Raw genomic sequence first — 22715 nt, forward strand, 5'->3', positions numbered from 1 at the left:
GATCACCCGTTCTGCGGCCTGTTTTAGTTTGGTGTTCTCGCGCGTCGATTCGCATACTCATTCAAACGAATCATGTCTTCGGCCTGACCTTGAACTTCCAGGTGTGCCCTGCGAATTTGAGCGCCTTGTAAACGCACATCGTCCAGGCAACTGGATACAAAAAACTTTTTGTAACAGGCGCGTGACTGTTCGTTCAACTCGTACTCCAGGTACTCAAGTTGTTTTTCACGCTCAGCCACGTAGGCTCGTGCTTGGTCAAGCGTATTTGGCGCTTGGGGTTTACTTGCCTGAAGTTGGATCGTGCTGCAAGCTGCCAGCAACAAGGCCGAAGCTGGCAAAATGCGGGTGAACAGGCCTTGCACCCTGACCCCGAAGGACTTCACAAGCTGTGGCACAATGCCCTGCTTACTTTGAAAACTCATAGATCAGAATCCATGTCGCTTGTTCAAAATCGAATTATCGCCCAGTTGGCCCAAGAATTGGGTGCCGCGCAATCACAAATCAAGGCAGCTGTGGATTTGTTGGACGAAGGCTCAACTGTACCCTTCATTGCCCGTTACCGAAAAGAGGCCACGGGCGGGCTCGACGACGCACTGCTTCGCGACCTTCAAGAACGATTGGTGTACCTGCGTGAACTGGAAGACCGACGCGGCAGTATTCTGGAATCCATTGAAAGCCAGGGCAAACTGACACCTGAACTCAAAGCTGCAATTGAACAAGCAGAAAACAAACAAACGCTGGAAGACTTGTACCTGCCCTACAAGCCCAAGCGCCGCACACGTGCTCAAATTGCCCGTGAAGCCGGCCTGCAGCCACTGGCTGATGAAATCTTTGAAAACAAGCAAGCAGTGCCTGAAGAATTGGCTGCGGCTTACTTGAATGCCGAACATCAAATTAATGACACCAAGGCGGCGCTGGACGGTGCACGTGACATTTTGGCTGAACAGTTTTCCGAGAACGCAGCTTTGTTGGCTCTTTTAAGAAGTCGCTTGAAAGCCGAGGGCGCTATTCGCGCCGCTGTAGTGCCTGAAAAAGCCAGCGAAGCAATCAAGTTTCAAGATTACTTTGAACATCAAGAAGCCTTGAGCAGCACCGCGTCGCACCGCATGTTGGCCATGCTTCGTGGTCGCGAGCAAGGATTCTTGACGCTGAAAGTGGATTTACCAGAGGTGTGGGAAGCCGAGAGCCCGCGCGCGCCCCATCCCTTCGAATCAGAAATCGCGCGATTGCATGGCATTGAACGCAACGACAGTCCTCGAGGTAAATTTCTCAATGAAACATGCCGCTGGACCTGGAAAATCAAATTAGCCAGCTCCCTGGAAAGTGAGGTGATCGGTACGCTGCGTGACGCAGCCCAAGCCGAGGCCATTACCGTGTTTGGAAAAAACCTGAAAGACCTGCTGTTGTCGGCGCCAGCCGGTGGCAAGGCCACCATGGGCCTGGATCCGGGTATTCGCACTGGCGTGAAAGTGGCCGTGATAGACAGCACAGGCCAGGTGGTTGAACACGCCACTGTTTACCCACACGAGCCGCGCCGCCAATGGAATGAATCGATTGCGCTGCTGGCAGCGCTTTGCATGAAACACAATGTCGAATTGATTGCGATCGGCAATGGAACGGCCAGCCGGGAAACTGATCAGCTTGCTGCCGACTTGCTTGCCCAACACAAAGACCTCAAAGCCACCCGAGTCATGGTCAGTGAAGCAGGTGCCTCGATTTACTCCGCTTCAGCCTTGGCATCAGCCGAATTGCCCGATCTCGATGTCAGCATTCGCGGTGCAGTTTCAATTGCACGCCGGCTTCAGGACCCCTTGGCAGAGCTTGTAAAAATTGATCCGAAATCAATTGGTGTGGGTCAATACCAGCACGATGTGGATCAGCGCCAGTTGAGTGGACGCCTTGACGCGGTGGTTGAAGATTGCGTCAATGCGGTGGGTGTAGAGGTGAATACGGCGTCTGAGCAATTGCTGTCGCGCGTATCGGGCTTGAACGCATCAGTGGCCAAGGCACTGGTTTCGTTCAGAAACAGCAACGGCAAATTTAAAAGCCGCGAAGACCTTCGCAAAGTGCCACGGCTCGGTGACAAAACATTCGAACAAGCGGCGGGCTTCCTGCGTATTCACGGTGCCGATAATCCTCTCGATGCATCCTCGGTGCACCCAGAGGCCTACATTGTGGTGGAGAAAATGGCGTCCAAGGTTAAGAAGCCAGTGGGCAGCCTGGTCGGCAATCGAGACGCGCTGAAAGAGCTGAAACCCACCGAGTTTGTGGATGACCGGTTCGGTTTACCCACCGTTCAGGATATTTTGATCGAACTTGAAAAGCCGGGCCGTGACCCGCGCCCCAGCTTCAAGACCGCCAAGTTTGACGACAAGGTACACACCATGGCCGATTTAAAACCGGGCATGACACTTGAGGGTGTGGTCACCAACGTGGCGAACTTCGGTGCTTTTGTCGACATTGGTGTGCACCAGGATGGATTGGTGCACGTGTCTGCCTTGTCGAATACCTTTGTGAAAGACCCGCACAGCGTGGTCAAGACCGGTCAAATTGTCAAAGTGAAAGTGCTTGAGGTCGACATTCCACGCAAGCGGATTTCATTGACCATGAAAATGGGCGACGATGTGCCCAAAGCTGCACCAGGGCAAAATACCGCTCGCCAAGTTCAAGCCAACCGCGCAGGTGACTCTCGAGGTGATCGGCGTGGTGGAAATGGCGCACCACAACCGGGCTCCGGATTTGCGAACAATGCATTTGCTGCCGCGTTTGCAAAGGCGAAGGGAAGCAAATAAGCGTAGATCAAAGGCGAACGGCGTTTCGCTTCGGTGAGTCCAGGTACTCTTTTGATTGCATTTCAACAATGCGGCTCACCGTGCGGAAGAACTCATGCGCCATGGCACCTTCGGTGTAAAGTTCTTCCGGCTCTACTGCTGCCGACATGATCAACTTCACTTTGTGGTCGTAGAGCACGTCAATCAACCAGGTGAATCGGCGCGCCTCCGACGCCATGCCAGCTCCCATCTTGGGTACGCCACTTAGAATGACGGTTTGAAACTGACTGGCAATTTCCAGGTAATCGTTTTGTGAGCGTGGGCCACCACACAAGGTGGGGAAGTCAAACCACACCACTGAACCTGCACGGCGCACCGCCTTGATCACGCGCGATTCGATTTGCAACTCGGCAGCCTCGTCGGCCACTTCAGCCAAACGATTAAAATCGTCGGTCAATTGAATGTCTGCACTTTCAGTCAACGGCATCAGGTAGGTGTTCAATTGCGCCAATGTGCGGCGGCGATAATCGACCCCCACATCCACATTGATCACATCAAGCTGCTTGTTCAACAAAGCAATTGCGGGCAGCAAACGATCGCGGTGCAGGCCGTCCGGGTACAAATCGTCGGGTTTGTAATTTGAAGTCATCAAGAACGTAACGCCATTGGCAAACAAGCCATCGAGCAGGCGATAAAGAATCATGGCATCGGCAATGTCCGACACGTGAAACTCATCAAAACAAATCAGGCGATAACGTTTGGCGATGCGTGCCGCCACCTCGTCGAGCGGATCTTGAACACCTTTCAGGTCATCGAGTTCTGCATGCACCCCTCGCATGAACTCATGAAAGTGCAAACGTATTTTGCGCTGAACAGTGACCGAGTTGTAAAAGCAATCCATCAAAAAACTTTTACCGCGGCCAACTCCGCCCCACAGGTACAAGCCTTTGGGTACAGCGGGGCGATTCAAAAACTTCTTGATCACACTGCTGCGCGCCTTTTTGTATTCCACAAACTCATCATAGAAAAGCTGCATGCGGTCCACGGCCTTTTGCTGTGCAGCATCCGATTGGTAACCCCGTTCGGTCAAAGTTTGTTTGTAATGTTCCTGAACGTTCACGATGATGAGTTTGAATCAATAGAATTAAAAACGGCCGATGAAGCAATTCACCAGCCGTTTGGGGTCGACGTCAGTCTGAGTTTAACCGTTCAGTTGACGCTTGTCGCAAGCCAAAGCCGCTTCCTTAACTACTTCAGACAAACTGGGGTGTGCATGGCAAATGCGGCCAATGTCCTCAGAAGAAGCTTTGAACTCCATCGCCATCACCGCTTCTGCAATCAGATCGGATGCATGGCTGTTGATGATATGAACGCCCAGAACTTCGTCAGTAGTGGCGTCGGCCAGCACTTTCACAAAGCCTTGTGAATCGCCTTGCCCCAGCGCACGGCCATTGGCCATGAACGGGAACTGACCTGCCTTGTACTTGCGGCCTTCCTGCTTCAACTGCTGCTCGGTTTTACCAACCCAAGCCACTTCAGGTGAGGTGTAAATAACCCATGGAATGGTGTCATAGTTGCAGTGGCCGGCCTGACCCGCCATGATTTCAGCAACCATTACGCCCTCTTCCTCGGCTTTGTGCGCCAGCATGGCACCGCGAATTACATCACCAACTGCATAAATGCCCGCAACCAATGTTTGGCAATGTGCGTCCACATCGATTTGACCGCGGTCGTTGGTTTTCAGGCCAACTGCTTCCAGGTTCAAACCATCGGTATTGGGCACACGGCCTACCGACACGATCAACTTGTCGCAATCGAGCTTCTGGGCTGCACCATCTACATCGGTGTAGGCCACAGAAACACCCTTCTTGCTGGCCTTCACATCGGAGATCTTGACACCCATGTGCATCTTCAAGCCTTGTTTGGTGAAGATCTTCTGCATTTCCTTGGCAACACCTTCGTCGGCAGCGGCCAGGAAATTAGGCATGGCTTCAAGCACGGTTACGTCAGCACCCAAACGGCGCCAAACCGAACCCAACTCCAGACCAATTACACCGGCACCAATCACGCCCAATTTCTTGGGCACAGCGCCAAATTTCAAGGCACCTTCGTTGTCGCATACCAATTCGTTGTCAACGGCAATACCTGGCAAATGGCGGGCCTTGGAACCAGTGGCCACAATCACTTGCTTGGCAGTCACCTTCTCTTCACCCGCGGCACTTTTCACTGTCAGCTCAAAACCGCCATCGACCTTGCCGGAAAAACTGGCCCACCCCTTGATGGGCGTGACTTTGTTTTTCTTGAACAAGTACTGAATGCCACCTGTCATCTTGGCAACGATATCATCCTTGCGCTTGACCATCTTGGCCACATCCATCGTCGCGCCAGTCACAGTGATACCGTGGTCTTCCGCATGGTGAGCAATCTTCTCGAATTCCTCAGAAGATGCCAGCAAAGCTTTCGATGGAATACAACCCACGTTCAGGCAGGTACCACCCAAACGCGGCTCGCCCTTGGGATCATCGTAAGCATTGCCTTCAATACAGGCCACTTTCATGCCCAATTGACCTGCACGGATCGCGGCGATGTAACCGCCTGGGCCCGCACCGATCACTACTACGTCGTATTGTGTACTCATGACTATTCCCCTTACAGTTCCAGCAGCAAGCGTGCTGGGTCTTCCAGGGCTTCCTTCATTGCAACCAAACCAAGTACCGCCTCGCGACCATCAATAATTCGGTGATCGTAGCTCATGGCCAGGTAGTTCATGGGGCGAATCACGATTTCACCGTTTTCAACCACGGCACGTTCTTTGGTGGCATGAATACCCAAAATTGCTGACTGGGGTGGGTTGATAATCGGGGTGGACAACATGGAACCAAACACACCACCGTTGGAAATCGAGAAGGTGCCGCCTGTCAGGTCATCAAGGCTCAACTTGCCGTCTTTGGCTTTCTGGCCGAATTCTGCAATTTTCATCTCGATGTCGGCAATGCTCATTTGATCTGCGTTGCGAATAATCGGCACCACCAAACCGCGTGGCGAACCCACTGCAATACCGATATCAAAGTAGCCGTGGTACACGACGTCGCTGCCATCTACAGAAGCATTCAACACAGGGTACTTTTTCAAGGCTGCCACTGCAGCTTTCACGAAGAAGCCCATGAAGCCCAGCTTGGCACCATGCTCTTTCTCGAACTTGTCTTTGTACTTGTTGCGCAAGTCCATCACCGGCTTCATGTTCACTTCGTTGAACGTGGTCAGAATGGCGTTGGTTTGCTGAGACTGCACCAGTCGTTCAGCAACACGGGCTCGCAAACGGCTCATGGGCACGCGCTGCTCTGGGCGACCTTCGATCAAGGTAGCAGGATCAAGCGGAGCCTTTACCTCGGGCAGGAGACTAACTGGCTTGGCAGCAGCCGGTGCAGCTGCTGGTTTGGCTGCAGGTGCAGGCGCTGCTGCAGGTGCATTCAAGGTACCAATCACATCGCCTTTGGTGATGCGGCCATCTTTGCCAGAACCTGCGATTTGACCAGCACTCAGATTGTTTTCAGCCATCATTTTGGCTGCAGCTGGCATGGCCACTGAACCATCTACATTGGCAGAAGGAGCCGGAGCCGATGCTGCCGGGGCAGCCGCTGGAGCGGCGGCGGCAGGTGCAGATTCTGCAGCAGGCGCGCTTGCGGAGGCACTAGCTTCGGTGTCAATTTTTGCCAAAACCTGACCTGCTACAACAGTTGCACCGTCTTCGCACAGAATTTCAACGATTACGCCACCTGAAGGTGCAGGCACTTCAAGCACCACCTTGTCGGTTTCTACGTCAATCAGATTTTCGTCACGCTTGACAGCGTCACCCGGTTTTTTGTACCAATTCAACAGCGTTGCTTCGGCGACAGATTCGGACAGTTGTGGTACGACCACTTCTACGATTGCCATGGAATATTTTCCTTTTGAATTCTTTGTTCAAGTGCGGGCGGCCACCATGACCTGCCCGCTTCCTGTGTTTATTTAGTTACCACGAAACCCTTGAGCTTGCCGAATGCAGCATCGATCAGCGCTTTCTGCTGTTCGTTGTGCTTGGCGTAATAGCCCACGGCCGGAGAAGCTGAAGCCGGACGACCTGCATAACCCAGACGCTGTCCTTCGGACAGGTTTTCCAACACGTTGTGCTGGATCTGGAACCAGGGACCCTGGTTTTGAGGTTCGTCCTGACACCACACCACATCAGTCAGGTTCGGATACTTACGCAATTCAGCGCTAAGTGACTTGTGTGGGAATGGATAAAGCTGCTCAACACGCGCAATCGCAACATCTTTGATATTGCGCTCACGACGAGCCGCGATAAGGTCGTAATACACACGACCAGAACAAAGCACCACTCGTTTGACCTTGCTGGAATCCAGTTCGCCCTGATCACCGATGACAGTCTGAAAGTGACCTTTGGACAGGTCTTGCAAAGAAGAAGTGGCTTCCTTGTGACGCAACAAAGACTTCGGTGTCATGATGATCAATGGCTTGCGGAACAAGCGGATCATCTGGCGACGCAACAAGTGGAAAATCTGTGCCGGCGTAGTGGGCTGGCACACTTGCATGTTGTTCTCGGCGCACAACTGCAAATAACGCTCGATGCGCGCGGAAGAATGTTCGGGACCCTGCCCTTCGTAGCCGTGCGGCAGCATCATCACCAAACCGGAGGCACGCCCCCATTTCACTTCACCGGATGAAATGAACTGGTCGATCACCACTTGGGCGCCGTTGGCGAAATCACCGAACTGGGCTTCCCAGATGACCAAGGTGTTGGGTTCAGCTGTGGAGTACCCATACTCAAAACCAAGCACAGCTTCTTCGGACAACACCGAGTCGATCACTGTGAATGGCGCCTGACCTTCAGAGATATTTTCAAGAGGGACGTAAGTGCCCTCACTCCACTTTTCGCGACCCTGATGGTGCAGTACAGCGTGGCGGTGAGTGAACGTGCCGCGACCGCAATCCTGACCAGTCATGCGAACGGCATAACCGGATGAAACCAGGGAAGCGTAAGCCAAGTGCTCACCCATGCCCCAGTCGAGCAAGGTTTCTCCTTGTCCCATGGCGGCGCGGTCTGCAATCACCTTTTGCACCAAGGGATGAACCTTGAAGTTTTCAGGCACTGTAGTAACACGTTCAGACAAACGCTTGATTTCAGAAATTGGCACAGACGTATCAGCCGCGTCAGTCCACTTCTTGTTCAGGTAAGGTGACCAATCAACAGCGAATTTGCTCTTGTAATTGGTCAGCACTGGGTCAGCACGGTTGTGCTTGCCCTCGTCCATGGCAGCACGGAAATCTGCAACCAACTTGTCCGCGCCGTCGTCCTTCAAAATACCCTGCATCACCAAACGTTCAGCGTACAAAGTACGAGTGCCTGGATGCTGACCAATTTTCTTGTACATCAAGGGTTGGGTAACTGCAGGCGTGTCTTGCTCGTTGTGTCCCAATTTCCGGAAACACACAATATCAATCACCACGTCTTGCTGGAATTCCATGCGGAAATCAAGCGCCAATTGAGTCACGAAAATAACGGCTTCGGGATCGTCACCATTCACATGGAATACGGGTGCTTCAATCATCTTCACGACGTCTGAACAGTACAAAGTCGAGCGACTGTCGCGAGGATCCGAGGTGGTGAAACCGATCTGGTTGTTAATTACAATGTGAACCGTACCGCCCGTGCCGTAGCCGCGGGTGTGTACCAGGTTCAGGGTTTCCATGACGACACCCTGACCGGCGAAGGCAGCATCGCCGTGCACCAGCACTGGCAATACCTGCTTACCCTCTTTGTCGCCGCGACGTTCCTGGCGAGCTTTCACGGAACCTTCGACCACCGGGTTCACGATTTCAAGGTGCGATGGGTTAAACGCCAATGACAAGTGCATGGGGCCACCGGGGGTGGTCACATCCGATGAAAAGCCTTGGTGATACTTCACGTCACCGGCTGGCAAATCATCTGCATGCTTTCCTTCAAATTCTTCAAACAACTGGCTTGGGCTTTTGCCCAAAATGTTCACCAATACGTTCAGGCGACCGCGGTGAGCCATACCAATGATGGTTTCTTGCACACCGTTGGCACCACCACGCTGAATCACTTGATCAAGCGAAGCAATAAACGATTCACCACCTTCCAGTGAGAAACGTTTCTGGCCGACATAACGGGTATGCAAATAACGTTCGAGACCTTCGGCAGCGGTAAGGCGCTCAAGAATGTGCAATTTCTCTTCGGCAGTCAGTTGGGCGGTGCCCAGGCTGGTTTCCATGCGTTCTTGCAACCAGCGCTTTTGAGCGGGGTCGCTGATGTGCATGTATTCAATACCAATGGAGCGGCAATAAGTGTCACGCAGCGCCTTCACGATATCGCGAAGGGTCATTTGGTCTTGACCAAAATAAGTGTTGGTCGCAGAGAACGTGATGTCCATATCCGCTTCGGTCAAACCGTAGAAGGCCGGATCAAGTTCTGGAATATTTGGGCGTTCCTGACGCTTGAGCGGGTCAAGATCAGCAAAACGCGAGCCCAAGAAACGGTAGGCAGCCACAATAGACTGCACATGCACCTGCTTCTTGGCCACTTCCAGATCAGCAGAATGAATCTGCGGCTGCAAGAAGCCTTTTTTGGCGCGTTGAGCAAAAGATTGAACGACCGGCGCATGGGCTACGTCTTTCTCGTTCACGTCGCCGTGAGCGGAAGGTACCATTTGCATTTGGTCAAAATAGGCGCGCCATTTGTCTGGCACAGAACCTGGGTTATCCAGATAGGCCTCGTACATTTCTTCGACATAGGGCGCATTGCCCCCGAACAAGTACGAGTTTTGTTGTAATGATCGCATCATTTGCGCTTCACCTTTTTCCGAGTTTCTCGTTTCAAAGATGTGGGGTTCGGACTCGACCTTGGCTATTGCCATCGGACCGAATCCCTACACACGTGGGTTAAACCGCACTCCCCGTCTGGTTTGTGGAGCCCCTGCCCCTAACCAGATAGCAAAAAACAGCCAAAAAGACTGTTTTAAGAGTTAAGCCCAAAGGATAGCAGATTAGAGAAAGCGCACTAAAGCGTTGTCTTGGATGAATGTGAAAAATGTGGTGAAAATGAAAAAAGCCACCCGAGGGTGGCTTTTCATTTTTAATGGATCATCGAATTAACGTTGATCGATTGGCTTGACGTTGCGATGCGCTGCGCCATTGAACAACTGACGTGGACGACCGATTTTGTACTCGGGGTCTGCAATCATTTCGTTCAACTGGGCGATCCAGCCAACGGTACGGGCCAACGCGAAGATGGCGGTAAACAGTGGCACAGGAATACCAATGGCTTTTTGAACAATGCCTGAATAAAAGTCAACGTTCGGGTACAGCTTGCGCTTGACGAAGTATTCATCTTCCAGCGCAATTTTTTCCAAGGCCATGGCAATCTTGAACAATGGGTCGTCGTGCAAGCCAAGTTCGTTCAACACTTCGTGGCAGGTTTCACGCATCAGCTTGGCACGCGGGTCGTAGTTTTTGTACACGCGGTGACCAAAGCCCATCAGGCGCACGCCTGAATCCTTGTCTTTCACCTTGGCGATGAAGTCACCAATCTTTTCTACGCCGCCGTTGGCTTGAATTTCGGTCAGCATATTCAGGCAGGCCTCGTTGGCGCCGCCATGTGATGGACCCCACAAACATGCCACACCGGCTGCAATCGCTGCAAACGGGTTGGTTCCCGAGGAAGCGCACAAACGAACAGTTGAAGTCGATGCGTTTTGCTCGTGATCCGCATGCAAAATGAAGATGCGGTCCATGGCGCGCACCAGCACGTCGTTGACTTTGTATTCTTCACAAGGATTGCCAAACATCATGCGCATGAAATTGGCGGTGTAACCCAGTTCATTCTTGGGATAAATATTCGGTGCACCGATGCCGTATTTGTAGGCCATGGCCACCAGGGTCGGCATTTTCGCGATCAAACGGATCGCGGAAATGTCACGCTGGTTTTTGTCCAGCAGGTTCATCGAATCAGGGTAGAAGGCAGACATGCCACCCACCAAGCCAGTCATCACGGCCATGGGGTGCGCGTCGCGGCGGAAACCGCGCAAGAAGAAGTTCATCTGGTCATTGACCATGGTGTGCTTGGTGACCAGCTCGTCGAATGTCGTTTTCTCAGACACATTCGGCAATTCACCGTTCAGCAGCAGGTAACACACGTCCATGAAGTCGCAGTTTTGAGCCAACTGCTCAATTGGGTAGCCGCGGTACAGCAATTCGCCCTTGTCACCATCGATGTAGGTAATGGACGAATTGCAGGATGCTGTGGACAGGAAACCTGGGTCGTAGGTGAATTTGCCGGTCGAGCCGTACAGCTTGCGGATGTCGATCACATCAGGACCAATGGTACCTTTGTGAATGGGAAATTCTACCGAAGGGGTGCCGTCTGAAAAAGACAGCGTGGCCTTGTGTTCTGTGCTCATCGGATTTCCTTCTAATGGATTGAAATTAAAGTTCTCGCATCATCTGGACAACCCTGCGCACATCGGGCGTATCCAGACTACCTTCCAGCTCTTTTCGGCCTAGGAACAGGTCAAGCAGCACGTTATCAACCTCTTCAAACAGCACAGTCAAAGCCTGTACGTCGTCATCGGTTAACTCCATTTCATGCTTGTCGAAAAATCGTTCGATTATCAGGTCGTTTTCCAATAGGCCTCTACGGGCGCGCCAGCGTAAACGGGCACGTTGAGTTGGATCCGCCTGATGACTCTGATTAGCCATAAACTACAACAAAGAAAACGGGGTTTTGCAGTGCACAACCCCGATTTGAATAAAAAAATCCGAACAAGGATTCTAGACGGCGCGACGCACCATCAGTTCCTTGATCTTGCCGATTGCTTTCGTGGGGTTCAAGCCCTTTGGACAAACGTCCACGCAGTTCATGATGGTGTGGCAACGGAACAATCGGTAAGGATCTTCCAGGTTGTCCAAACGCTCGCCAGTGGTTTGATCGCGGCTGTCAGCAATGAAACGGTAAGCTTGCAACAAACCGGCCGGCCCCACGAATTTATCGGGATTCCACCAGAAAGACGGGCAGCTGGTTGAACAGCAGGCGCACAAAATACATTCGTACAGACCATCCAGCTCTTCGCGTTCTTCAGGTGATTGCAGGCGTTCCTTTTCAGGGGGAGGCGTGTCGTTCACCAAATATGGCTTGATGGAATGGTACTGCTTGAAAAACTGGGTCATGTCCACGATCAAGTCGCGCACCACGGGAAGACCTGGCAGCGGTTTCAGTACGATCGGCTGCTTTAGGTCGCGCAGGTTCGTGATACAGGCCAAGCCATTTTTGCCGTTGATGTTCATGGCGTCAGACCCACACACACCTTCACGGCATGAGCGGCGATAGGCCAGTGATTCATCAACATCGCTCTTGATGCGCATCAGTGCATCGAGCAACATTTTGTCGGTGGGCTCCAACTCAACTTCCAGCTTTTGCATTTTCGGTGCTTCGCCGGTGTCGGGGTCGTAGCGATAAATTTCGAAACGTACGATTCTTTTTTCACTCATTTTCTGTACCTCGTAACCTTGATTAGAACGTCCGCTTTTTAGGCTGGAAGGTTTCAACTGTCATTGGCTTCAAGTTCACTGGCTTGTAGTCCAGGCGGTTGCCCTCGGAATACCACAGGCTGTGACGCATCCATTTGTCATCATCGCGCTCAGGAAAATCGCTGTGTGCGTGCGCACCACGGCTTTCTTCGCGGGCTGCTGCTGAAACCATGGTGGCCTTTGCTGTTTCCTGCAGGTTGGCCAGTTCCAGCGCTTCAACCAACGCGGTGTTGAACACTTTGGATTTGTCTTTCAAGTGAATGTGATCAGCTTGTGCTGCCAGATCAACAATTTTTGTCACGCCTTCGTTCATCAGCTGGGTGGTACGGAATACGCCACAGTGGTACTGCATGCCCTTGCGGATCGAATCGGCCACTACACGCACGTTTTCACCGCTGGTCGAGGTCATCAGTTTGTCGACACGCGCCATGGTCAAATCAGTGCCATCGGCTGGCAACTCTTTGTGACTGCGGGCTTTCAGATTGCTGTTCACAATGTGATTGCCTGCAGCGCGGCCAAAGACGATCAAGTCGAGCAATGAGTTGGTGCCCAAGCGGTTTGCGCCATGAACGGACACGCACGCACACTCGCCAATGGCGTACATGCCATTGATGATTTCGCTGGCGCCACCCGGTACTTTGGGCGCAACAACCTGACCATACACATTGGTTGGAATACCGCCCATTTGATAATGGATGGTTGGCACAACAGGAATTGGCTCTTTGATTGGATCGACGTTGGCGAACTTGATTGCGATCTCGCGAATCGAGGGCAAACGCTTCATGATCGTGTCAGCGCCCAAGTGATCGAGCTTCAGCAATACATAATCTTTGTTGGGGCCACAGCCGCGACCTTCCTTGATTTCCTGGTCCATGGAGCGAGACACGAAGTCGCGTGGAGCCAAATCTTTCAAGGTAGGCGCATAACGTTCCATGAAACGCTCGCCTTCGCTGTTCAACAGAATACCGCCTTCGCCGCGAACGCCTTCTGTTACCAGAACACCGGCACCGGCTACACCTGTGGGGTGGAACTGCCAGAATTCCATGTCTTCCAGGGGAATGCCAGCGCGTGCTGCCATGCCCATGCCATCGCCTGTGTTAATGAAGGCGTTGGTGGATGCATCCCAGATACGGCCTGCGCCACCGGTAGCGAACACCGTGGTTTTGGCTTCCAAAACCATCATTTCGCCGGTTTCCATTTCAAGCGCGGTTACGCCCACCACGTCGCCGTCGGCGTCGCGAATGATGTCAAGCGCCATCCACTCGACGAAAAACTGGGTGCGCGCGCGTACATTGCGCTGATACAGGGTGTGCAACAAGGCATGGCCTGTGCGGTCGGCTGCAGCACAAGCGCGCTGAACCGGCTTTTCACCAAAGTTGGCTGTGTGACCGCCAAATGGGCGCTGGTAAATAGTGCCATCCGGGTTGCGGTCAAAAGGCATGCCAAAGTGTTCGAGTTCGTAAACAACCTTGGGGGCTTCACGACACATGAATTCGATCGCGTCCTGGTCACCCAGGTAATCGGAACCCTTTACAGTGTCGAACATGTGCCAGTACCAGCTGTCATCGGACATATTGCCCAGCGATGCACCGATACCGCCCTGCGCTGCCACAGTGTGTGAGCGTGTGGGGAATACCTTGGACAGCACGGCTACATTCAGACCAGCCTCTGCCAACTGGAGCGAACAGCGCATACCCGCGCCACCCGCACCTACAATCACCGCGTCGAATTTGCGACGAGGAAGGGAAGTTTTAACTGCAGTCACTTTTAGACCCTCCAGAGAATGTCAGCAGCGTAGCCGGCTGCACCAAGCAACCACAACGCTGTAAAAACTTGCAATGAGAGACGAATACCGGTGGGCTTGACGTAGTCCATCCAGATGTCGCGAATACCAATGTAGGCGTGGTAGCACAGGGACAAGATGGCCAGCAGTGCGAGAATTTTGCCCAAGGGGAACGACAGCACGGTGAAGTTGAAGAAACCAACCCACTTCACGTAATCAAGATCGGGGGTGAACAACACAGCCAGGAACAGGCCAATGGTGTATACCGCCATGATGACCGCCGTGATGCGCTGCGCCACCCATTCTTTCAGACCGTAGTGCGCGCCGACCACAAGGCGCTTTGAACCAATATTGTTACCCATGATTAAAACACTCCGAACAGTTTCAGGCCAAACAGGGCGGTCAGGCTCAGGCTGACTGCAAATACGATACCGGCGCTTTTGCTGGCGGCGTATTTTTCAGTGCCCATGTGAACATCAAGCGCCAGGTAACGGATACCAGCAGCGAAGTGATGCAAATACGACCAGATCAAGCCCAACAACACAATTTTGACCAATGGGCTGCTGACCAGCGATTGCATTTCAAGGAAAGTGAGTTCAGAGGTGATGCTTTTGTCGAAAAGCGGCAGAAGAATGACAGGAAGTGCCAGAAACAGCACAGCGCCACTGACGCGGTGCAAAATCGACAGCTTGCCCGCCAAAGGCAGCCTGTACTTCAGAATTTGTGTGACATGTATGTTCCGGTACTCCGGACGTTTCTTCGCAACAGTGTTTGACATGCTCGTGTTCTTATAAAAGTGATTGGAAAACGGGCCAAAACCCAAAGCCTTTCGGCTTGAATCCTTTAGAAAAACCAATATCGGACAACGATATATTTTGAACCAAATCAGCAAACGCTAAAAGCGGGATATTTTTGATTTTGAGCGCTAAGAGGTCCAAATGCATTCTTTTGCCCGCAAAAGACTTGTATCAATTCAATACAATTCATTCCTGTATGAAAACTTGTCGGTCAAATACCAACCTCGACGAAGCTCCACTGGTTTGTCAGCATACGTCATTGAAAGGCGCTCGACCAGCAGCAAAGGGGTGCCTACCCCGACCTGCAGAATATCGGCGTGCTCCTGCTGCGCACTCACGGCCTTGATGTGCTCGTTGGCGCGCAACATGCGCACATTGAAGCTGCTTTCAAGAAAACCATAGAGGGTGGAATTCCACTGCTGAAGGCGCTCGAGAGTGAGACCTTTGTATTGAGAAGCAGGAAGCCAGATTTCATCAAAAATACGGGGCACGCCATCGAAACGCATTACACGCTTGACCACAAACACGGAGTCGCTGGGTTTGATATCAAGCAATTTGGCAATTTGTGAGCTGGCGCGTACACGCTCTACCGACAAGTAGGTGGATTTGGGCTTGACCCCGGGTTCTTCGTCGGCGGCAAGACGCAAAAAACGGTACTCGGATTTCGCTTCATTGTGCGTGGCAACAAAAGTACCCCGACCCTGCTTGCGGTCAACCAGATTCTCGGCGGCTAGCTCGTCAATGGCTTTGCGCACGGTGCCCTGGCTTACTCCGTAGCGTGTGGCAAGCTCGGTTTCGGACGGAATGAGCTCACCCGGCTTCCATTCGCCATCTTGAAGGCTTTTCAACAGCAAACCTTTAATTTGCTGATAAAGCGGGCTGAACGTAGGATTAACGGATTGCAAATTGTGTCTCGATCTTGTTTTTTCGGATTATTGTGTATCTTATATCTTATAGATGACTTTTAAAAGTTAAACCCCTCTAATCCACCAAGTTAGTCAACAAGGTGTCAGTGTTTGGCGCTAAACTATGGCCTTCGATTTTTAATCCTTTGGAGTGTTTGACATGACCAAACCCGCAATGCGAGTTGCCGTTACAGGCGCTGCCGGCCAAATTGGCTACAGCTTGTTGTTCCGTATCGCCAATGGCGACATGCTGGGCAAAGACCAGCCCGTGATTTTGCAGTTGCTGGACATTACCCCCGCCCTGCCCGCAGTGAAAGGTGTGGTCATGGAACTGGAAGACTGTGCATTCCCATTGCTGCAAGGTGTGGTGATCACTGATGACCCCGCGACAGCGTTCAAAGACGTTGACGTTGCTTTGCTGGTTGGCGCACGCCCACGCAGCAAAGGCATGGAGCGCAAAGACCTGCTGGAAGCCAACGGTGCAATTTTCACCGTTCAGGGCAAAGCACTGAACGACAACGCCAAGCCAACAGTGAAGGTACTTGTTGTAGGCAACCCTGCCAACACCAACGCCTACATTGCACAGCAATCTGCTCCCGATCTGGACCCAAATTGCTTTACTTCCATGCTGCGCCTGGACCACAACCGCGCCTTGAGCCAGGTTGCCGCCAAAACCGGCAAGCCAGTTGCCTCCATTGAGAAGTTGGCTGTGTGGGGCAACCACTCGCCCACGATGTACGCCGATTACCGTTTTGCAACAATCGACGGTGCATCTGTAAAAGACATGATCAACGACCAGGAATGGAACGCCAACACTTTCTTGCCAACAGTGGGCAAGCGTGGTGCGGCCATTATTGAAGCACGTGGTTTGTCGTCAGCCGCTTCAGCTGCCAATGCTGCAATTGACCACGTACGCGACTGGGTATTGGGCACCAACGGCAAGTGGGTGACCATGGGTATCCCTTCTGATGGTTCCTATGGAATTCCTGAAGGCACACAATTCGGCTTCCCTGTGACTTGCGCCAATGGCAAGTTTGAAATTGTGAAGGGTCTGGAAATTGATGCATTCAGCCAAGAGCGCATCAACATTACCCTGAACGAACTGATGGAAGAACGCGAAGGCGTGAAGCACTTGCTGGGCAAGTAATTCACAGGCAATTCGTGATAAAAAGGCCAGCAGAGATGCTGGCTTTTTTTATTTGCAACCGAGGAATATCGCGTGAAAAAGCACAACCTGGATTTGGCGAACATTTCCACCATTTTGTACAGCGAAGACCATGCACGGGTGAACTTGCCAGTGTGCGACCACTACGCAGGCCGACCGAAATACTTTGAGAAGGCCTTGCAAATTCGTGCGGAAATTGGCGCCTGCTTCGATATCACGCTTGATCTGGAGGACGGTGCGGTTGTTGGTCAGGTTACAGAAATTGCAACTTGGGCGGCACAAAGCCTTGTTGATTTCTCCGCGAGATATGGCAGCGAAACGCGCAGGCCTGGCCTTCGACTGCACCCGGTTCAGGACCCCGCGTTCGAGCTGGAATTGCCAATTGTGTTGCGTGAAGGTGTCCCATTGCCCGCCTACTTGATGTTGCCAAAGCCTGAAAACTTCAATGACGTGAAACTGGCAATCATCCGCATTCGCGAACAATGCGCCAAAGCGGGTGTTGAACCCCCGCCCTTGCACGTCTTGATTGAAACCCATGGCGCATTGGCCGCGGTACACAATATTGCAGGACTTGAGGAGGTGGAATCGCTTTCATTTGGCATCATGGACTTTATTTCAAGTCATCGCAGTGCAATTCCCAAAACTGCACTGAATTCGCCTGGTCAGTTTGAAAACCCCTTGGTGCGCCGCGCCAAGCTTGAAATTTCTGCTGCCTGCCACCGATTCGGCAAGGTGCCTTCACACAATGTGACCCGCAATATTCGCCAACCTGAGATGGCTGCTGAAGATGCACAGCGCGCGAAACGAGATTTCGGCTTTACGCGCATGTGGAGCATTCACCCTGAACAAATTGTGCACATTGTGTCGGCCATGCTGCCCACAGATTCCGAAGTGGAAGAGGCAGTTTTGGTGTTGACTGAAGCGCAAAAAGCAGATTGGGGACCAATTCAAATCAAAGGGGAACTGCACGACAGGGCGAGTTACCGGTACTTCTTTGAGGTGTTGAATGCGAGATCAAATCGCGGAGGCTAGAAAAGCGCGCCCGTGTTCGGTTAAAAACTTGACCCTGGCTGCGTGAGGAACTCCAGTTCCTCATCTGTGGAATTCCGACCAAGAATGTAGTTTCGGTGCGGATAACGCCCAAACCGATCGATAATTGCTTTGTGTCGAAGCTCGAAGTTGTAGTTGTTTTCAGGTGCCCATTCCCGATACAAATGCTCTGCCTGAACGTGAATGACTTTTGATTCACTGTGCATGTAAGGCAGCAACAAAAATGCCCTTTCGGTGGGATCAAACTCGTTTAACACGCCTTTGGCTACCGCCTCTTGGGCCAGGGCAAGCGCCATGGGGTCTTGAGCAAAAGCCATTGGGGTGTTGCGATGCACATTGCGAGAAAACTGATCCAGCACAATGATTTCTGCAAGACGACCTTTCGCGGAAATGCGCCATGTGTAGCATTCCCCTTGGGCTGCTTTAGAAAGTTGAGACCCGAACCTGATTCGAATTTGTTCGTCAAACAAGGGATCGGCAGACCACCAAGCTTTGGGCTCGATGTCTTCAAACCAGAACTTCAATACTTCGGTGAATTGCATTTCAAGCAACTGACTCAAGCCTCATAAGAAGTCAACAACACCTGTGCAGCGGCCTCTCGCAGGGGAATCAGGGCATGATAGGCATCCGACTGAAACCAGCCATGCGCCGCGTCGAGGTCTGGAAAGCGAATAACAACAATATCGGTGTATGGATTTTGAAGGGCCAGATCAGACGCCTTGACCCCGCGAAAAACCAATTCGGCATTCCAGGCAACGAGAGTACCGGGCACCTGGTCCCGGTACTGCTGCCACTTGAGTGGATCAAGAATCTTGATTTGACCCACAACGTAAGCGCTCATTGGGCAACCACTTATTAACAGTTGCCTTTCTTGGCTTGACCAGGAGGGCAATGACCACCACCGCCATGACCGCCTGGATCAACCACCACTGAACCGGCTGGGGTGTACACTGCACAACTGCTCAAAGCGAACATCAATGCCATCATGGAAAACAGTGTTTTCATGTTTCATACTTCCTGAATAAAAGAAACCAATCGAATTTTGATATTCCGTATAACGGGTACAACCCACTTAAGTTGACTGCTTCTCGTTAGTATGCGTTAACCACAGCAGGAAGTACGAAACAGCAACACAATTCTTGCACCAAAGAATCAGGGACAACAGTTGAAAAAAACTCCGATTACCAAACAGCTTTATCAGCAAAAGCCTTTTCGACTGGTGGCATGGGCTGCGCTTGCCTTGCTTGTTTTGGCTGTCGGCGTATTTGAACTGATGGGATGGCCATTTTTAGCCAAACCTGCCGAGCAGTGGCTGAGCAAGACACTTGAAAGAAATATTCAACTGACGCAGCAAGATGAAAACAACCCTCAATTTAAACTCAGGCTGATTGGTGGTGTTCGCCTGAACCTGAACCATTTTGAAGTGGCCTCTCCTGTCTGGAGCGATTCACCTTTCATGATTCGTGCGGAAAATGTGTCCCTTGGGCTGCGCTATCGGGACCTCATCAAGTGGCTCAACGCACCGGAATCCGCACTGAGAATCAAATCGCTCACAGCCAAATCGCTGGATGGCAATTTCGAGCGTCTGAAAGACGGGCGAGCCTCATGGCAGTTCGCTAAAAACGAACCGGACTCAACACCCGCCCTCGCCCCTGAGTTTGGTTTGTTGGCAATTGAGCAAGGCCTTGTGAAGTATCGCGATGAACTTTTTGATCTTGATGTGGATGCGACCTTGAATTTGCAGGAAGGAGATGTGGGAGCCGATGCGCTGACAGTAGCAGCGCAGGGTTTGTATCAAGGCAAGAAGCTGGACATCAAACTGAAATCAACAGGTGTGTTGCCTTGGGTTGCCAAACAAGCAGAGCCTATACCCGTTGAATTGAATGTGTCTTTGGGCAGAGCCCGATTGGACTTCAAGGGAAAAGCAGCCGATGCACTGGGCATGCAGCAGCTTTCTGGCCAGTTTGCCGTGAGCGGCTCTTCATTGGCCGCCGCAGGCCAGGCACTTGGAGTGACTTTGCCAAACACGCCGGCCTTTCGCACGGAAGGCAGCCTGGTTCGTGACGCAAGCAATTGGCAAGTCAATGTCAGCAACGCAACGATTGGCAACAGTCGCTTAAACGGCAATTTTTTGTATGAAGGCGATAAAAAACAACCCCTGCTGACAGGAGAACTCAAAGGGCCTTCGCTGGTACTGGCTGACTTGGGTCCAACCGTGGGGGCGACTGCGGAAAAACAGAGCAAGACCGCCACACCCAGTGGCAAAGTGCTACCGGACAAACCCTTCGATCTTCCTTCCCTGAGAGCGATGGATGCTGATGTGCGAATTGACATCGACAATCTGGATTTGGGCAGCGAGATATTGAAGCCACTTCGGCCATTGAGGGCACATTTGGCGGTGACTGAGGGCGTTTTGACCATTTCAGACATTGAAGCAAAAACCGCAAAGGGCCAACTTACAGGTGCGTTGCAATTGGATGGGCGAGAAGATATCGCTGTTTGGGACGTGGACTTGAAATGGGCCGATGTACAGCTTGAGCAATGGCTGAATATACCCAGAGCTGGAAATGAGCCGCCTTATGTAACGGGCACCATGAACGGTGCGGCCAAATTGAAGGGACAAGGCCGCTCGACTGCAGAAATACTGGGGAGCCTGGCTGGCAATGTGCGAACGCAGGTGCGCAACGGCACCATGTCGCATTTGATTGTTGAAGCGGCTGGCCTGGATGCTGCCGAGGCGCTTGGTGTTTGGTTTCGGGGCGATGATGTGTTGCAAATGACCTGTGCGTTTGCTGACCTGGACGCAAACAATGGTGTGCTACAACCCAAGGTATTTGTGATCGATACACAAGACTCAGCGATGTGGGTGAATGGCAGCATTTCAATGAAAACAGAAGCCTTGAATTTGAGGGTTGTTGTCACCCCAAAGGACTTCAGCCCGGTTAGCTTGCGTACGCCTTTGCTGATTACTGGCACCATGGGTTCGCCCGATGTGTCTCTTGAGAAAGGACCGCTAGCGGGCAAGGTAGCGGGTGCCGTGTTGCTGTCGCTGCTAAACCCATTTGCGGCATTGATTCCTTTTGTGGATACCGGCTCCCCGGATTCTGTCGAGAATTCCAACAAAACAGGTTGCTATGATTTGGCAGCACGCAGCAAAGCTCAGCGAGAAAAAAATTGACCAAAACACTTCACCCCAACAATGCGCACAGAGACGGGTACGATTTTGACGCCCTGGTGTTGACTTACCCTGCCCTGAAAAAACATGTGAAGCCCAATAATCATGGTCGAGACTCCATTGATTTTGCATTGCCTGCCGCCGTCAAAGCGCTCAATTGTGCGCTGCTGAACCACCATTACGATATCGTTGGGTGGAACGTACCGGAGGGTTATTTGTGCCCGCCCATTCCAGGCCGGGTGGATTACATTCACTACGCGGCGGATTTGCTCTCGAGCTGTGGAATCAAGGCAACGGATTCAAGGCAGGTGAAGATGCTGGATATTGGCACAGGCGCTAACGGAATTTATTCTTTGCTGGCGGCAAAGGTATATGGCTGGCACTGCACCGGCAGCGAAATTGACATGGTGAGCTTAAAGAATCTTGCTGCGGTGCTGGACAAAAATGATGACTTGAAACGTTTGATTGATTTGCGGCTGCAACGCGACAAGCGGAAAATATTTGAGGGTGTGATCAAGCCAGGGGAACGATTCGACCTGAGTGTGTGTAACCCGCCATTTCACGGCTCGCAAAAAGAGGCCATGAAAAGCAATCAACGCAAAGTAAATAGCCTTGCCTTCAACCGTGGCGAAAAACCAGGTTCGAAAGCGCCCGCAGGTTTGAACTTTGGTGGACAAAAAAACGAATTGTGGTGCGAAGGTGGGGAAATTGGTTTTCTACAAACCATGATCAATGAGAGTGCGCAATTTGGCAAACAGTGCAGGTGGTTTACCACGCTGGTGTCAAAGGCAGAAAATGTGCCTCAAGCAAAATGGCACATGCGCAACGTGGGTGCGCGCGATATTCTTGAAGTTGAAATGGAACAAGGCAACAAGACCACGCGCATTGTGGCGTGGTCTTTTGCATAGCTATTAGCGGCGACGGCCACCCACTAGCAGCAGGAAGGCCCCGGCGACAATTGCGCCGACGCCAGCCCACATGGGGACGTTCACTTCTTTTTCCTGATCCACTGTAATTTCGAGTGAACCGATTTTGGCTGCGGTAGATTCTTCGGTGTAGCTAAAGCCTCCGTAGGCCAAGCCCAAAGTGCCTGCAACAATCAATAGAATTCCAATCAGTTTCGTGGCTTGCATCTTGTTTTCCTGAATTGTTGTCGATGTGTGGGTATTAACGGACTTCGGACGGGAACGGCATACAAAATAATTTGTAAAGCGAATCACCCCTTTGCTGGGTGACCCTGCCCACACTACTTTTTAGCAATGATGTACACGGCGTGAACAATGCCTGGAATATAGCCCAGCAGGGTCAAGATAATGTTGATCCAGAAATGCTTGCCCAAACCTTCCTGTAAAAATACACCCACTGGCGGCAACAAGATCGCGATAAGAATTCGGATGAGATCCATTTAAACTCCTTAAAATAGAAAAGGTTGAATAATTACTGCCAGGGTTAAGCGACGCTTCAAA

Annotated in this window: 22 protein-coding genes; 5 read left to right on the top strand and 17 right to left on the bottom strand. The window is 51.9% G+C overall.

Annotated elements, in window-relative coordinates; all coding sequences use genetic code 11:
* Positions 1 to 23 precede the first annotated feature (23 nt).
* Positions 24 to 422 (bottom strand): hypothetical protein, encoded by a 399-nt coding sequence (locus tag FRIGORI9N_RS04395; protein WP_159568650.1) that lies wholly within the window; start codon positions 420 to 422, stop codon positions 24 to 26.
* Between the two features lie 12 nt (positions 423 to 434).
* On the opposite strand from FRIGORI9N_RS04395, the gene FRIGORI9N_RS04400 reads away from it, so the two are divergent.
* Positions 435 to 2792, top strand: a complete 2358-nt coding sequence (locus FRIGORI9N_RS04400; RefSeq protein WP_159568651.1) for a Tex family protein — start codon at positions 435 to 437, stop codon at positions 2790 to 2792.
* A 7-nt stretch (positions 2793 to 2799) separates the two neighbouring features.
* On the opposite strand, the gene zapE is transcribed toward FRIGORI9N_RS04400, so the two are convergent.
* The 11 genes from zapE to FRIGORI9N_RS04455 form a co-directional block, all read right to left on the bottom strand.
* Positions 2800 to 3891 (bottom strand): cell division protein ZapE, encoded by a 1092-nt coding sequence (gene zapE, locus FRIGORI9N_RS04405; RefSeq protein WP_159568652.1) that lies wholly within the window; start codon positions 3889 to 3891, stop codon positions 2800 to 2802.
* Positions 3892 to 3972: 81 nt separating this feature from the next.
* Positions 3973 to 5409: a dihydrolipoyl dehydrogenase gene (lpdA, locus tag FRIGORI9N_RS04410; RefSeq protein WP_159568653.1), complete on the bottom strand. Its 1437-nt coding sequence runs from the start codon at positions 5407 to 5409 to the stop codon at positions 3973 to 3975.
* Positions 5410 to 5420: 11 nt separating this feature from the next.
* A complete protein-coding gene (gene odhB, locus FRIGORI9N_RS04415) occupies positions 5421 to 6707 on the bottom strand; it encodes a 2-oxoglutarate dehydrogenase complex dihydrolipoyllysine-residue succinyltransferase (RefSeq protein WP_159568654.1) in 1287 nt (428 codons plus the stop codon).
* A gap of 68 nt (positions 6708 to 6775) precedes the next feature.
* On the bottom strand, positions 6776 to 9634 hold the full coding sequence (locus tag FRIGORI9N_RS04420; RefSeq protein WP_159568655.1) for a 2-oxoglutarate dehydrogenase E1 component: 2859 nt from the start codon (positions 9632 to 9634) through the stop codon (positions 6776 to 6778).
* Positions 9635 to 9940: 306 nt separating this feature from the next.
* Positions 9941 to 11248, bottom strand: coding sequence for a citrate synthase (locus FRIGORI9N_RS04425; protein WP_159568656.1), 1308 nt, complete (start codon positions 11246 to 11248; stop codon positions 9941 to 9943).
* Positions 11249 to 11273: 25 nt separating this feature from the next.
* Positions 11274 to 11546, bottom strand: a complete 273-nt coding sequence (locus FRIGORI9N_RS04430) for a succinate dehydrogenase assembly factor 2 (protein ID WP_159568657.1) — start codon at positions 11544 to 11546, stop codon at positions 11274 to 11276.
* Positions 11547 to 11618: 72 nt separating this feature from the next.
* Positions 11619 to 12335 carry a succinate dehydrogenase iron-sulfur subunit gene (locus FRIGORI9N_RS04435; protein WP_105029332.1) on the bottom strand — a complete coding sequence of 239 codons (717 nt, stop codon included), beginning with the start codon at positions 12333 to 12335 and terminating at the stop codon, positions 11619 to 11621.
* A 22-nt stretch (positions 12336 to 12357) separates the two neighbouring features.
* Positions 12358 to 14139: a succinate dehydrogenase flavoprotein subunit gene (sdhA, locus tag FRIGORI9N_RS04440; RefSeq protein WP_159568658.1), complete on the bottom strand. Its 1782-nt coding sequence runs from the start codon at positions 14137 to 14139 to the stop codon at positions 12358 to 12360.
* A gap of 2 nt (positions 14140 to 14141) precedes the next feature.
* The gene (gene sdhD, locus FRIGORI9N_RS04445) at positions 14142 to 14522 is read right to left on the bottom strand and encodes a succinate dehydrogenase, hydrophobic membrane anchor protein (protein ID WP_201301443.1); all 381 of its coding nucleotides are present in this window, start codon (positions 14520 to 14522) and stop codon (positions 14142 to 14144) included.
* On the bottom strand, positions 14522 to 14935 hold the full coding sequence (sdhC, locus tag FRIGORI9N_RS04450) for a succinate dehydrogenase, cytochrome b556 subunit (protein WP_138518073.1): 414 nt from the start codon (positions 14933 to 14935) through the stop codon (positions 14522 to 14524). Before sdhC ends, sdhD begins: the two co-directional genes overlap by 1 nt.
* Positions 14936 to 15130: 195 nt before the next feature.
* Positions 15131 to 15859 (bottom strand): GntR family transcriptional regulator, encoded by a 729-nt coding sequence (locus FRIGORI9N_RS04455; protein ID WP_159568660.1) that lies wholly within the window; start codon positions 15857 to 15859, stop codon positions 15131 to 15133.
* A 160-nt stretch (positions 15860 to 16019) separates the two neighbouring features.
* On the opposite strand from FRIGORI9N_RS04455, the gene FRIGORI9N_RS04460 reads away from it, so the two are divergent.
* Together FRIGORI9N_RS04460 and FRIGORI9N_RS04465 are read left to right on the top strand one after the other, a co-directional pair.
* Positions 16020 to 17006 carry a malate dehydrogenase gene (locus FRIGORI9N_RS04460; protein WP_008248504.1) on the top strand — a complete coding sequence of 329 codons (987 nt, stop codon included), beginning with the start codon at positions 16020 to 16022 and terminating at the stop codon, positions 17004 to 17006.
* A gap of 72 nt (positions 17007 to 17078) precedes the next feature.
* Positions 17079 to 18056, top strand: coding sequence for a CoA ester lyase (locus tag FRIGORI9N_RS04465; RefSeq protein WP_159568661.1), 978 nt, complete (start codon positions 17079 to 17081; stop codon positions 18054 to 18056).
* A gap of 20 nt (positions 18057 to 18076) precedes the next feature.
* Here FRIGORI9N_RS04465 and FRIGORI9N_RS04470 read toward each other — a convergent pair whose 3' ends face one another.
* From FRIGORI9N_RS04470 to FRIGORI9N_RS04480, 3 genes are read right to left on the bottom strand one after another with little or no spacing between them, the layout of a single operon-like run.
* Positions 18077 to 18616, bottom strand: coding sequence for a DUF924 family protein (locus FRIGORI9N_RS04470; protein ID WP_159569629.1), 540 nt, complete (start codon positions 18614 to 18616; stop codon positions 18077 to 18079).
* Between the two features lie 14 nt (positions 18617 to 18630).
* On the bottom strand, positions 18631 to 18915 hold the full coding sequence (locus FRIGORI9N_RS04475) for a DUF1330 domain-containing protein (protein WP_159568662.1): 285 nt from the start codon (positions 18913 to 18915) through the stop codon (positions 18631 to 18633).
* Between the two features lie 14 nt (positions 18916 to 18929).
* A complete protein-coding gene (locus FRIGORI9N_RS04480) occupies positions 18930 to 19079 on the bottom strand; it encodes a hypothetical protein (RefSeq protein WP_201301405.1) in 150 nt (49 codons plus the stop codon).
* A 160-nt stretch (positions 19080 to 19239) separates the two neighbouring features.
* Here FRIGORI9N_RS04480 and FRIGORI9N_RS04485 point away from each other — a divergent pair, with 160 nt between their 5' ends.
* Both FRIGORI9N_RS04485 and rlmF read left to right on the top strand, forming a co-directional pair.
* Positions 19240 to 21252 (top strand): AsmA family protein, encoded by a 2013-nt coding sequence (locus FRIGORI9N_RS04485; protein WP_159568663.1) that lies wholly within the window; start codon positions 19240 to 19242, stop codon positions 21250 to 21252.
* Positions 21249 to 22157 carry a 23S rRNA (adenine(1618)-N(6))-methyltransferase RlmF gene (gene rlmF, locus FRIGORI9N_RS04490; protein ID WP_159568664.1) on the top strand — a complete coding sequence of 303 codons (909 nt, stop codon included), beginning with the start codon at positions 21249 to 21251 and terminating at the stop codon, positions 22155 to 22157. Before FRIGORI9N_RS04485 ends, rlmF begins: the two co-directional genes overlap by 4 nt.
* Positions 22158 to 22160: 3 nt before the next feature.
* Here rlmF and FRIGORI9N_RS04495 read toward each other — a convergent pair whose 3' ends face one another.
* On the bottom strand, positions 22161 to 22382 hold the full coding sequence (locus tag FRIGORI9N_RS04495; RefSeq protein ID WP_138518080.1) for a hypothetical protein: 222 nt from the start codon (positions 22380 to 22382) through the stop codon (positions 22161 to 22163).
* Positions 22383 to 22495: 113 nt separating this feature from the next.
* A complete protein-coding gene (locus FRIGORI9N_RS04500; protein WP_159568665.1) occupies positions 22496 to 22654 on the bottom strand; it encodes a YqaE/Pmp3 family membrane protein in 159 nt (52 codons plus the stop codon).
* Positions 22655 to 22715 lie beyond the last annotated feature (61 nt).

The organism is Limnobacter sp. 130 (assembly GCF_902506325.1).
GTDB lineage: Bacteria > Pseudomonadota > Gammaproteobacteria > Burkholderiales > Burkholderiaceae_B > Limnobacter.

Excerpts from the sequence above, each read along its gene's own strand:
- FRIGORI9N_RS04395 (WP_159568650.1), bottom strand. The coding sequence starts at position 422 with ATGAGTTTTCAAAGTAAGCAGGGCATTGTGCCACAGCTTGTGAAGTCC.
- FRIGORI9N_RS04400 (WP_159568651.1), top strand. The coding sequence starts at position 435 with ATGTCGCTTGTTCAAAATCGAATTATCGCCCAGTTGGCCCAAGAATTG.
- lpdA (WP_159568653.1), bottom strand. The coding sequence starts at position 5,409 with ATGAGTACACAATACGACGTAGTAGTGATCGGTGCGGGCCCAGGCGGT.
- odhB (WP_159568654.1), bottom strand. The coding sequence starts at position 6,707 with ATGGCAATCGTAGAAGTGGTCGTACCACAACTGTCCGAATCTGTCGCC.
- FRIGORI9N_RS04420 (WP_159568655.1), bottom strand. The coding sequence starts at position 9,634 with ATGATGCGATCATTACAACAAAACTCGTACTTGTTCGGGGGCAATGCG.
- FRIGORI9N_RS04425 (WP_159568656.1), bottom strand. The coding sequence starts at position 11,248 with ATGAGCACAGAACACAAGGCCACGCTGTCTTTTTCAGACGGCACCCCT.
- FRIGORI9N_RS04430 (WP_159568657.1), bottom strand. The coding sequence starts at position 11,546 with ATGGCTAATCAGAGTCATCAGGCGGATCCAACTCAACGTGCCCGTTTA.
- FRIGORI9N_RS04435 (WP_105029332.1), bottom strand. The coding sequence starts at position 12,335 with ATGAGTGAAAAAAGAATCGTACGTTTCGAAATTTATCGCTACGACCCC.
- sdhC (WP_138518073.1), bottom strand. The coding sequence starts at position 14,935 with ATGTCAAACACTGTTGCGAAGAAACGTCCGGAGTACCGGAACATACAT.
- FRIGORI9N_RS04460 (WP_008248504.1), top strand. The coding sequence starts at position 16,020 with ATGACCAAACCCGCAATGCGAGTTGCCGTTACAGGCGCTGCCGGCCAA.
- FRIGORI9N_RS04470 (WP_159569629.1), bottom strand. The coding sequence starts at position 18,616 with ATGCAATTCACCGAAGTATTGAAGTTCTGGTTTGAAGACATCGAGCCC.
- FRIGORI9N_RS04475 (WP_159568662.1), bottom strand. The coding sequence starts at position 18,915 with ATGAGCGCTTACGTTGTGGGTCAAATCAAGATTCTTGATCCACTCAAG.
- FRIGORI9N_RS04480 (WP_201301405.1), bottom strand. The coding sequence starts at position 19,079 with ATGAAAACACTGTTTTCCATGATGGCATTGATGTTCGCTTTGAGCAGT.
- FRIGORI9N_RS04495 (WP_138518080.1), bottom strand. The coding sequence starts at position 22,382 with ATGCAAGCCACGAAACTGATTGGAATTCTATTGATTGTTGCAGGCACT.
- FRIGORI9N_RS04500 (WP_159568665.1), bottom strand. The coding sequence starts at position 22,654 with ATGGATCTCATCCGAATTCTTATCGCGATCTTGTTGCCGCCAGTGGGT.